This window comes from Serratia sp. CY82433, from assembly GCF_052166535.1.
Lineage (GTDB): Bacteria > Pseudomonadota > Gammaproteobacteria > Enterobacterales > Enterobacteriaceae > Serratia > Serratia sarumanii.
Window position 1 is genome coordinate 1,637,035 of the sequence record NZ_JBJNOR010000001.1, and the last position, 11,222, is coordinate 1,648,256.

Sequence of the window (11,222 nt, forward strand, 5' to 3'; positions counted from 1 at the left end):
CTTCCCAACGTTGGAAGTCGGATAACGCGGGATGAACTGCTTCCACGCAGTGAATTCCACTGTCGACTTCGGTAGGAAAGGTCAAATGATGAAAACCAAAACCATAATCCTGATCGCAGCGGCCATAAACGGCGCTTTCGCCGTTGCCGGCTGCAAAGAAAACCCGTCTTCGGCGACACCTGCGCCGCCTCCCCGTGTTCCTGTGGCTGATGTTTTAGTCCGCCCGATAACGCCCTTTGCCGAATTCACCGGTTCGCTGGCCGCGGTCAAGCACGTTGAGTTGCGGCCTCGGGTCGCCGGTTATGTGCTGGCGGTAAATGTGCCGGAAGGTCGCCTGATAGAAAAAGGCCACCCGCTCTTTCTCATCGATCCGCGGCCATTTCAAGCCGCGCTGAACAAGGCGACGGCGCGTTTGCAAGAAGCGGAAGCCGCCTCAACGCTAGCCCAGGCCGACTATGTGCGCGCTAAGACGTTGTTCAATAAAAACGTTATCGCCCGCGATCGGTTTGATTCGGCCACCGCCATGATGAAAGCGAGCAATGCGCAGGTCAACGCAGCGAAAGCGGCGCGGGAGGCGGCAAAGTTGGATCTGGAGTTCACCCGCGTTACCGCGCCGATTGCCGGACGCGTAGGCCAGACGCTCGTCACCGAAGGCAACTATGTCACCGGCGGCGTCACGCCGCTCACCACGCTGGTCTCGGTCGATCCACTCCACGTCTATTTCGATGTGGATGAACGCACCTATTTGCAATCGTTGACCGCGTGGCGCAATAAAACGGCGCCACCTGACATTCGGGTATCGGTGGCGTTACTTGCAGACAAAACCTATTCCCGGCGCGGGCGCGTCGATTTCCAGTCCAATACCGCCGACCGCACGACGGGAACGGTGCGCCTGCGCGCGGTGATCGATAACCCGGATGGGCGACTGTCACCTGGGTTGTTCGCCAGAGTCAAGCTGGAAACCGGCGCGCCGCAGGCCAAGATCCTGATCGCCGACCAATCGATTGGCACCGATCAAAACCGGCGCTATGTCCTGGTCGTCGATGAGAATGACAAAACCGAATACCGCCCCGTTGAACTTGGCCCGGTCGTTGAAGGACTGCGCGTGATAGAGCACGGCCTGCGGCCGGGAGAACGCATCGTCGTGAAAGGGCTGGTGCGCCCCGGCATGTCAATCACGCCGCAGCCCGCCGAGATTGACGGCGCGCCTATCGAGCAATTGAACGCTGCGGGAGACGCGACATGACTTTCCCTCGTTTCTTCATTAAACGCCCGATCTTCGCCATCGTGCTCTCGATCTTGACGCTGATCGCCGGCACCGTGGCGTTATTCCAGTTGCCGCTCAGCGAATACCCTGCGGTTACGCCGCCTACCGTACAAGTGACGGCGTCTTATCCCGGCGCCAACCCGAAAGTGATCGCGGAAACGGTGGCCGCACCGCTTGAGCAAGCCATCACCGGCGTCGAAGGCATGCTTTACATGTCTTCACAGGCGGCGACCGACGGCCGAATGACGTTGACCGTCACCTTTGCCCAGGGAACAAATGCCGACATGGCGCAGATCCAGGTGCAAAATCGGGTCGCGCGCGCGTTACCCCGCTTGCCTGCAGAGGTACAGCACCAGGGCGTGGTGACGCAGAAAACCTCGCCGGACATCCTGATGGTGGTGCATCTCCTGTCGCCTGACCAACGCTACGATCCGCTTTATATCTCGAATTACGCTTATCTGCAGGTTCGTGATGAACTGTCCCGCATTCCGGGCGTCAGCGATGTCCAGGTCTGGGGAGCCGGCGAATACAGCATGCGGCTCTGGCTGGATCCGGATCTGATCGCCGCGCGCGGGCTAACCGCCGGCGATGTGATCGCTGCGGTGCGCGAGCAAAACGTTCAGGTGGCGGCCGGTTCCGTCGGTCAGGCGCCCGATTCCAATGCCGCATTTCAGGTTACGGTCAATACCCTCGGCCGTCTGGCCGATGAGAAACAGTTTGGCGAAATCATCATCCGCACCGGCAGCGACGGCCGGGTGACCCGCTTGCGCGACGTCGCCCGTATAGAAATGGGCGCCGATGCGTATGCGCTGCGCAGCCTGCTCGACGGCGAGCCGGCCGTCGCGCTGCAAATCATTCAGAGCCCGGGCGCCAACGCGCTGGACGTCGCTCAGGCGGTCAGAGCGACCGTCAAGCGCCTGGAGGGCAACTTTCCTGCCGGACTCAGTTCACGGATCGCCTACGATCCCACGGTTTTCGTGCGGGCATCGCTCGAGTCGGTTGTGACGACCCTGCTGGAAGCGATCCTGCTGGTGGTGATCGTGGTAGTGGTGTTCCTGCGCAGCTGGCGAGCCTCGCTGATTCCGCTGCTCGCGGTGCCGGTTTCGCTGGTCGGCACGTTCGCCATCATGTACTTGCTGGGCTTCTCTCTCAATACGCTGTCCCTGTTCGGTTTGGTATTGTCTATCGGCATCGTCGTCGATGACGCGATCGTGGTGGTGGAAAACGTCGAACGACACATCGAAAACGGCAAAACGCCGCAGCAAGCCGCGCGACTCGCCATGAATGAAGTCACCGGGCCGATCGTCGCCATCACCTCGGTGCTGGCCGCGGTTTTCGTTCCAACAGCGTTCCTGAGCGGTTTACAGGGCGAGTTTTACCGGCAGTTCGCGCTGACCATCGCCATTTCAACCCTGCTGTCGGCGCTCAATTCGCTTACGCTCAGCCCGGCGCTGGCGGGCATGTTGCTGCGGCCTCATCCGGCGAAACCTCGCGCTCCCGGCCGCATTGGGCGCGTCTTGCAAGCCGCTGTCCGGCCTTTCCAACGCGCGCCGGACGCGTATGCCAATGCCGTGCGTAAAACGGTGCGCGTCCGCGGGATGGCGCTGGCTATTTACGGCGGGCTGCTCGTTCTGACGTTTTTCAGCTTCCAGGCCGTTCCGCCGGGCTTCGTGCCCATGCAGGATAAGTACTATCTGGTCGGCATCGCCCAACTGCCCAATTCGGCCTCGCTGGATCGCACCGATGCGGTCGTTAAACAGATGTCGAAGATCGCGCTGGCGGAACCCGGGGTGGAAAGCGTCGTGGCCTTTCCGGGGCTGTCGATTAACGGCTTCGTCAATGTGCCGAACGCCGCCGTGATGTTCGTCATGCTCGATCCGTTTAAAGATCGCGCCACGCCCGATCTGGCTGCCTCCGCCATAGCCGGTCGGCTGCAGGCGAAATTCGCCGACATTCCCGATGGTTTCCTCGGCGTATTTCCGCCACCGCCCGTTCCCGGTCTCGGCGCTACCGGCGGCTTCAAGATGCAGGTGGAGGATCGCAGCGGCGCGGGGCTTGAGTCCCTGGTTGAGCACACGCGGATCCTGATGATGAAAGCCACCGAATCGGGCCAGGTCGCCGGTCTGATGACCAGTCTGGATATCAACGCACCGCAGCTCGATGTGGTTATCGACCGCACTCAGGCGCAAAGTCAGGGTGTCAGCCTGGCGGATGTGTTCGAGTCGCTGCAAATCTACCTCGGCTCGCTTTACATCAACGATTTCAACCGATTCGGCCGCACCTACAAAGTCACCGCTCAGGCCGATGCCGCCCATCGCATGCAGGCCGAAGCTATCGGCCGGCTGCAGGTGCGCAACGCGGCCGGCGACATGCTGCCGCTGTCTTCCTTTGTCACCGTTACGCCCGGCTCCGGTCCGGATCGCATCATTCGTTACAACGGCTATCCATCGGCTGATATTTCGGGCGGTGCGGCGATGGGCGTCAGTTCCGGTCAGGCGGCTGCATTGATGGAGCGCTTGGCGAAAGAGACGCTGCCGGAAGGCATGACCGTCGAATGGACCGATCTCACCTATCAGCAAAAGCTCGCGGGCGACGCGGCGCTGTTCATTTTTCCGCTGTGCGTGCTGCTCGCCTATCTCATTCTGGCCACGCAATACAACAGCTGGCTACTGCCTTTGGCCGTGCTGCTGATCGTGCCGATGTGTCTGTTGAGCGCCATGATTGGCGTCTGGCTGCTGGGCGGCGACAACAACGTTTTCGTGCAAATAGGCCTCATTGTGCTGGTCGGCCTGGCCGCCAAAAACGCCATTCTGATCGTCGAGTTCGCCCGCAGCCTGGAGGATGAAGGCGCCAACGCGCTCGAGGCGGTGATTAAGGCCTGCCGGCTGAGATTAAGACCGATAGTGATGACTTCAATCGCGTTTATCGCCGGCGTTATTCCGTTGATCTTCGCCAGCGGCGCGGGGGCGGAAATGCGCCATGCCATGGGGGTGGCGGTCTTCGCCGGCATGCTGGGCGTGACCTTGTTCGGCCTGTTCCTGACGCCGGTCTTTTATGTCGTGATTCGCGGCCTGGCGACCCGATTCGAGCAATATCGTGCCAAAGCCAAAGCCAGCCGTAAGGAGCGAGTCTGATGAAAAATCTTCGTAGAACCTTGTTATTGCCGCTGAGCGCGCTCGCCTTGCTAACCGGATGTGCGGCGGTGGGCCCCGATTACTCGCCGCCCGTCGCCCGTCACCCTGCCGGCTTCGGCCAACCACCGGCGGGGCTGAGTGCCGGAAATGTCGAACTCGCCTGGTGGCGCCTCTTTGACGATCCTGCTCTCACGGATTTGGTTCAGCGCGCGTTGGCGGCGAACCATGATGTCGGTATCGCCGTCGCCCGAGTAGACGAAGCCAGAGCCCTGTTGCGTGAACAACGGCAGGATTTCCTGCCGCGCGCCGGTGCCGCGCTGAGTTATGAGACGCGTCGACTGGGTGAAGCGGAGAAGCTGGCCGCCCAGCCACGCCATACGCAAACCTATCGCGGTGCGATTGATTCGACATGGGAAATCGATCTCTTTGGACACGTTCGGCGCTCGATTGAGGCCGCTCAGGCGCTGGCGGGAAGCCGCGAAGCGTTGCTGCGTGGCGTTCAGGCGGGCGTCGCTGCGGAAGTGGCCGCCACCTGGCTAGAACTGCGAGGTTTAGACGCCGAACTTAAGATGGTCGCCGAAATTAGCCACAGCCAGCGTGAAAGTTTGGTGCTGGTAAAAAAACAAATGAGCGCCGGCGCCGCCAGCGAATTCGACCGATTGCGCGCCGAGGCGCTATTGCGCAACGTCGAAGCGGCGACGCCAGAGCTGGAACGCCGCCGAGCCGCCGCCGTCAACGCATTGGCGACGCTGCTTGGCGAAATGCCCCAGACATTCCGCCCCCCTTCCGCCGAATGGGGAAGCCAGCCGCCAGTGCTGCGGACGATCGCCGTGGGCACGCCCGGCGCCCTGCTCGCCCGGCGCGCCGACATTGTGGCGGCTGAACGGGAACTTGCGGCAGCCACCGCCATGATTGGCGTGGAAACGGCGGCGCTCTACCCGCGCATCGAAGCGCGAGGTTCGATCGGGCTGGTCGCCGGCAACCTCGATGCGCTGAATGGCGCCGGTGCGTTCTCCGCTGTGATCAGCCCAGTGATTCGCTGGGCATTTCTCGATATCGGGCGCGTACGCGCCCGGATCGCCGCCAGCGAGGCGCGAACACAACAGGCGCTGTTGATTTACGAGCGGACGGTGCTGAGCGCACTGCGCGAAACGGACGATGCTTTCAAAACCTATGCTGAGGCGGTCAGCACGTTGGATCTTCGGTTACTAGAGGCGGCGGCGAATCGCGAAGCGGCCCGGCTCGCCCAGACGCGTTTTGCCGCGGGCGAAGGCATTTATCTGGAGGTGCTCGAGGCAGAACGGGCCGACTTCGCCAGCCGGCGCGCATTGGCGCAGGCCGGCACGCGTCAGCGGCTTGCCGTGGTGGGCATCTACAAAGCGCTCGGCGGCGGCTGGGAGACGTGCGCGGCGGCAAAAAACGATTGCCGCGGCGCGACCGGTTCGTTCATGACGGCAAAAATCGGCGATGAACCTTGACCTTCCCCCGATGGGAAGCTCTAGCCTTGCTGATACCAGCCACTCCTTTAAGGGCACATAACATGAATTCATCCAATGCCAACTTCCCCCAGCCTTCGTCCGTGCGTCTGAGTCTGCCGGTTGAAGGCATGACCTGCGCCTCCTGCGTCGGTCGCGTCGAGCGGGCCTTGACGGCGGTTCCCGGCGTGCAGGCGGCAACGGTCAATCTCGCCACCGAACGCGCCGACATCACGTTTACCGGCCAGGCGAATCCGCAGGCGGCGGCCCGCGCCATCGAAGGCGCCGGCTATACCGTGCGAGAAGAAACCACTGAGCTGGCGATCGAAAATATGACCTGCGCCTCCTGTGTCGGGCGGGTGGAGAAAGCGTTGAGCCAGGTCGCCGGCGTTACCGAAGCCAATGTCAATCTGGCGACCGAACGTGCGCGGGTGCGCTATCTGGCCGGCACCGTATCCCTGGAAGACCTCGCCGCTGCCGTCACGCGCGCCGGTTATACGCCTCGCCGCCTGACGGCGGGTAGCCCCAGCGCGGACGACCAGGCCGCCGAGCGGCGCGAAAATGAGTCACGCGCGTTGCGGCGCGCCCTGTTCGGCGCCGCCCTGTTCACCCTGCCGGTATTCCTGTTGGAAATGGGGTCGCACCTCATTCCCGCCATACATGAGTGGGTCATGGAGGGGTTGGGCGTGCAGACAAGCTGGTATATCCAGTTTGTCCTCACCACCTTGGTCTTATTTGGCCCCGGCCTGCGCTTCTTCCGCAAAGGCGTTCCTGCGCTGCTGCGCGGCGCCCCCGACATGAACTCGCTGGTTGCGGTCGGCACGGCGGCGGCCTACGGTTATTCGCTGGTCGCCACTTTCGCCCCCGGGGTGTTACCGCAGGGCACCGCCAACGTCTATTTCGAAGCCGCCGCCGTGATCGTCACGCTGATCCTGCTCGGACGCGTGCTGGAGGCGCGCGCCAAGGGGCGCACCTCACAGGCCATCAAACGGCTCGTCGGCCTTCAACCCAAGGTCGCACGCGTTGAACGGCATGGCGAAACGGTTGAAATCCCTCTCGAACAGGTGGTTGCCGGTGATGTGGTCTTCGTCCGGCCGGGGGAGAAAATCGCGGTGGATGGCGAAGTTCTGGAAGGCGCGTCTTATGTCGATGAAAGCATGATCACCGGTGAACCGGTGCCGGTCGAGAAAACCGTGGGGGCCGATGTGGTCGGCGGAACCATCAACAAAACCGGCGCGTTCAGTTTCCGGGCGACAAAAGTCGGCGCGAATACTGTCCTGGCGCAAATCATTCGATTGGTGGAGGAAGCGCAGGGTTCCAAACTGCCGATTCAGGCGTTGGTCGATAAGGTGACGATGTGGTTTGTTCCGGCCGTCATGGCGGCGGCGGTACTGACCTTTCTGGTTTGGCTGTTCTTCGGGCCGTCGCCCGCGCTGACCTTCGCGCTGGTGAATGCGGTCGCCGTGTTGATTATTGCCTGCCCTTGCGCCATGGGTCTGGCGACGCCAACCTCTATCATGGTCGGCACCGGGCGCGCCGCCGAGCTGGGCGTGCTGTTTCGCAAGGGCGAAGCGTTGCAGGCCCTGCGCGATGTGGGCGTTATCGCCCTCGACAAAACCGGCACGCTGACCAAAGGCCGCCCCGAGTTGACCGATCTGGTGCCCGCTGACGGCTTCGAATACCACGAAGTACTGGCCTTGGTCGCTGCGGTCGAGACACGGTCCGAACACCCCATCGCCGAAGCTATCGTCGCGGCGGCAAGAGAGCAGAATCTTACGCTCGCCGCTGTCGACAGTTTCGACGCCACACCCGGTTTCGGCGTAACGGCGCGCATCGGCCAACGCCGGATCTCCGTTGGCGCAGATCGCTTCATGACCAGGCTCGGGCTTGATGTGGCACGTTTTCAGCCCGTCGCCGAGCGCCTCGGCGCCCAGGGGAAAAGCCCGCTTTATGCCGCCATTGATGGCCGTTTGGCTGCGGTGATCGCCGTTGCCGATCCGATTAAGGAAACAACGCCGGAAGCTATCGCTGCGCTGCATGCGTTTGGGCTCAAGGTTGCGATGATCACCGGCGACAATGCCGCGACGGCGGCGGCGATCGCCCGGCAATTGGGGATTGACGAAGTCGCGGCCGAAGTGCTTCCCGAAGGCAAGGTGGCGGCGTTGAAATCCTTCCGCAACAGCGGCGCGAAAGTCGCCTTCGTCGGCGACGGCATCAACGATGCGCCGGCACTGGCGGAAGCGGACGTTGGGCTGGCTATCGGTACAGGCACCGATGTGGCAATAGAAGCGGCCGATGTGGTGCTGATGTCGGGCGACCTGCGCGGCGTAGCCAACGCCATTGCGCTCAGCCAGGCGACGATCCGCAACATCAAGCAGAACCTGTTTTGGGCCTTCGCCTATAACGCCGTCCTGATCCCAGTGGCAGCCGGCGCGCTTTATCCCCTGAACGGCACGCTGCTTTCGCCTATTTTCGCCGCGGCCGCGATGGCGCTTTCCAGCGTTTTCGTCCTTGGCAATGCGCTGCGGCTCAAACGTTTCCAGGCGCCGATGGCCGTCGAGAGCCGCGCTGAAGCGGCGGCGGCAACCGCGCAACCCGGCGGAATATCGGCATCATCGTAACAGGAGGACAGGATGAACATCGGACAAGCAGCCCGGTTATCCGGCGTTTCGGCGAAGATGATTCGCTATTACGAGCAAATAGGCCTGATCCCGAGAGCGGCTCGCTCCGATGCGGGATACCGCCACTACGGCATGTCGGACGTGCATGGCCTGCGTTTTATCCGGCGCTCACGCGACCTGGGTTTTTCCGTTGAGCAGATAGCTGCGTTGCTGATGCTGTGGCACGACCGCGAACGCGCCAGCGCCGATGTTAAAGCCGTAGCGCTATCCCACATCGCCGTGCTGAAAGCCAAGATTGCGCAACTGCAGACGATGGCGCAAACGCTGGAACGCCTTGCCGGCCATTGCCACGGTAATACGCGCCCCGACTGCCCTATTCTGGCGGGTTTAGCGCAACCGGTGGCGCTCATCGCGCCGCGCCAAACGCCGCATTTCGGGGTGATGCGCGAGCCGAAACCACGACGACCGCGTGAATCGTCATAAAAAGAGTTTGACCCTGTCACGCTGGCAAGCTTTACCGTTATCAAACACCGTAATCGACGAGGAGAGTAAAAATGATTCGTTTTCATATTCCAGCCATGACCTGCGGCGGCTGCGCCAGTTCCGTCACCCGGGCGTTGCTGAACGTTGACCCGCAGGCGCGCATTCAAACCGATCCGGCCAGGCGGGAAGTGCTCATCGAGAGTGCGTTGCACAGCGATGCCTTCGGCGCCGCGCTGGACGAAGCCGGTTTTCCTCCGGCCGAGCCGGATTAAGCGGCGCGTCAGGCCTAGCGCAGCTGTTCGATAAGAAAGTGGATATCGTACAGCCAGCGTTTGGCGCGCGCGGAACGCACCAGCATCGACACGCACAGCGGCCGAGGGTGTTCTTTGCAGGCGGAGGGGGAAAACCAGCGGCCGGTGTTGGCCGGCGGCTGGAAATACAGCTCGTGGTTATAGTTGCCGCTGTCGACGCCGAAGGTATCGAAGTAGCGGCGCATCAGCGTATTGGAATCGCTGAACGACAGGTTGAGCGCGGTGTTGATCTCGGTTTCCGGGGTGATGACCACGCCCTTCTTCAGCCGCCCTGATGCGTTGAAGGCGGCGATAAGCGCGATGACCTGTTGCTGAATGTCTTCTGCCATGACGACCTCGAGCCGGTATGAATAAAAGAGGAATGCGGTTCTCTGTCTGACTCTGCCTGCCCCGGCGAGTTCTGGCCGCCGGCCGGGTTTTCCGTTTCTTTACACTTTCCATAAAAAAACCGCGCGCAGCCACACTCCCGGCGCGCGCGCGGTTGACGGTTAGCGGCTGAGCGTCGTCTTGTCGGCGATGACGCCGTCCCCCTGCCGCTCGGCGGCAACGCCGCCGCCCAACACTTTATAAAGGGTGGCCTGATTGTCATACGCGGTCTGCTGCGCGGCGATCAGCGCCTGCTGCGCCGTGTACAGCGTGCGCTGCGCGTCCAGCAGCGTCAGGTAGCTGTCAATGCCCTGGCGGTAACGCAGCTCGGCCAGACGATAATATTGCTGCGCCGCCGCCACATAGCCGGTCTGCGCCGCCAGCTGCTCCTGCAGCGTGGCCTTGCGCGCCAGCGCGTCGGCGGTTTCCTGAAATGCCGTCTGCACCGCTTTCTCATAGGTGGCGACATACAGGTCTTTCTGCACCTGGGTATAATTCAACTGAGCCGTGTTATAGCCGCCGCTGAAGATCGGCAGGCTGATGCTCGGTGCGAACGACCAGACGCCGGCTCCGTGGCTGAACAACGAGGAGAGTTCACCGCTGCCCACCCCGCCGTTGGCGGTCAGGCTGATCGACGGGAAGAACGCCGCCCGCGCCGAGCCGATATTGGCGTTGGCGGATTTCAGGTTATGCTCGGCCTGCAGCACGTCCGGCCGCTTCAGCAACACTTGCGAAGAGACGCCGGCCGGCAGATCGCGCATGATCCCGCCGAGCGCCTCGATGCCGCTCGGCAGCAGGCTTTCCGGCACGCTTTGCCCCACCGCCAAATCCAGCGCGTTTTTCGCCTGCGCGGCGCTGGTAGCGTAGCTGGCGGCGTCCGATCGCGCCTGCTGATAGACGGTTTCCGCCGACGCCACGTCAACCAGCGACGCAATCCCGTGCTGTTGATTGTTGCGCGTGACGTCCAGCGACCGTTTGGCGCTCGCCATCGTCTGCTGCGCCACCGCCAGATTGCTGCGCTCGGCCGCCACCGCCACCCAGTCGGTGACGATATCGGCGATCAGCGTCAGGCGGGTGCTTTTCGCCGCCTCCGAGTTCGCCAGATAGGTTTCGAACGCCGCGCGCGACAGGCTGGCGTTTTTGCCGAACAGATCCAACTCGAATGCGCTGACGCCGGCCGCGGCTTCGTAGCTTTGGCTCAGCGCGGTGGCGTTGCCGCTGCCGGTCAGCGCTCGCCCGCGGCTGCCGTCGGCGGTGGCATTGATTGTCGGGAACAGCGCCGAGCGCTGCTCGCCGTACAGGGCGCGCGCCGACGCGATATTGGCGATCGCCTCGCGCAGATCGCGGCTGCTGTTCAGCCCCAGCGCCACCACCTGGCGCAGCCGGGCGTCCTGGACATAGTCGCGCCAGGCGACGTCCGGGTAGCTCAGCGCCCGGTTGCCGCCGGCCTCGCCCTGCGGCAGGTTGGCGGGCACCGGCGCCGCCGGGCGCTGGTAGTGCGGATCCAGCGACAGACAGCCGGTCAGCAGCAGCGGTAAAGTTAACATCATGACTCGTTGCAACAC

General features: G+C 62.8%; 8 protein-coding genes. 6 read left to right on the plus strand and 2 right to left on the minus strand.

The features are described 5' to 3' along the window. Window positions 1-85 precede the first annotated feature (85 nt). The 6 genes from ACJ8PI_RS08060 to ACJ8PI_RS08085 all read left to right on the plus strand — a co-directional run bounded on the left by ACJ8PI_RS08060 (window position 86) and on the right by ACJ8PI_RS08085 (window position 9,252). Complete coding sequence (locus tag ACJ8PI_RS08060) at window positions 86-1,246, plus strand: efflux RND transporter periplasmic adaptor subunit (protein ID WP_275428455.1); 1,161 nt, start codon at window positions 86-88, stop codon at window positions 1,244-1,246. After that, the gene (locus ACJ8PI_RS08065) at window positions 1,243-4,401 is read left to right on the plus strand and encodes an efflux RND transporter permease subunit (protein WP_164134218.1); all 3,159 of its coding nucleotides are present in this window, start codon (window positions 1,243-1,245) and stop codon (window positions 4,399-4,401) included. Before ACJ8PI_RS08060 ends, ACJ8PI_RS08065 begins: the two co-directional genes overlap by 4 nt. After that, entirely contained in the window at window positions 4,401-5,879 is a 1,479-nt protein-coding gene (locus tag ACJ8PI_RS08070) for an efflux transporter outer membrane subunit (protein WP_164134217.1), read from the plus strand. The genes ACJ8PI_RS08065 and ACJ8PI_RS08070 overlap by 1 nt, the downstream gene beginning before the upstream one ends. A 62-nt stretch (window positions 5,880-5,941) precedes the next feature. Then, window positions 5,942-8,497, plus strand: a complete 2,556-nt coding sequence (locus tag ACJ8PI_RS08075) for a heavy metal translocating P-type ATPase (protein ID WP_164134216.1) — start codon at window positions 5,942-5,944, stop codon at window positions 8,495-8,497. 12 nt (window positions 8,498-8,509) lie between these two features. Continuing rightward, window positions 8,510-8,980, plus strand: coding sequence for a Cu(I)-responsive transcriptional regulator (cueR, locus tag ACJ8PI_RS08080; protein WP_164134215.1), 471 nt, complete (start codon window positions 8,510-8,512; stop codon window positions 8,978-8,980). Window positions 8,981-9,054: 74 nt separating this feature from the next. After that, the gene (locus tag ACJ8PI_RS08085; protein WP_165790338.1) at window positions 9,055-9,252 is read left to right on the plus strand and encodes a heavy-metal-associated domain-containing protein; all 198 of its coding nucleotides are present in this window, start codon (window positions 9,055-9,057) and stop codon (window positions 9,250-9,252) included. Window positions 9,253-9,266: 14 nt separating this feature from the next. Here the strand turns inward: ACJ8PI_RS08085 and ACJ8PI_RS08090 are convergent, their stop codons facing one another. Together ACJ8PI_RS08090 and ACJ8PI_RS08095 are read right to left on the minus strand one after the other, a co-directional pair. Then, window positions 9,267-9,620, minus strand: a complete 354-nt coding sequence (locus ACJ8PI_RS08090; protein ID WP_164134214.1) for a DUF1493 family protein — start codon at window positions 9,618-9,620, stop codon at window positions 9,267-9,269. A gap of 159 nt (window positions 9,621-9,779) precedes the next feature. Then, window positions 9,780-11,222, minus strand: a complete 1,443-nt coding sequence (locus tag ACJ8PI_RS08095; RefSeq protein ID WP_164134213.1) for an efflux transporter outer membrane subunit — start codon at window positions 11,220-11,222, stop codon at window positions 9,780-9,782.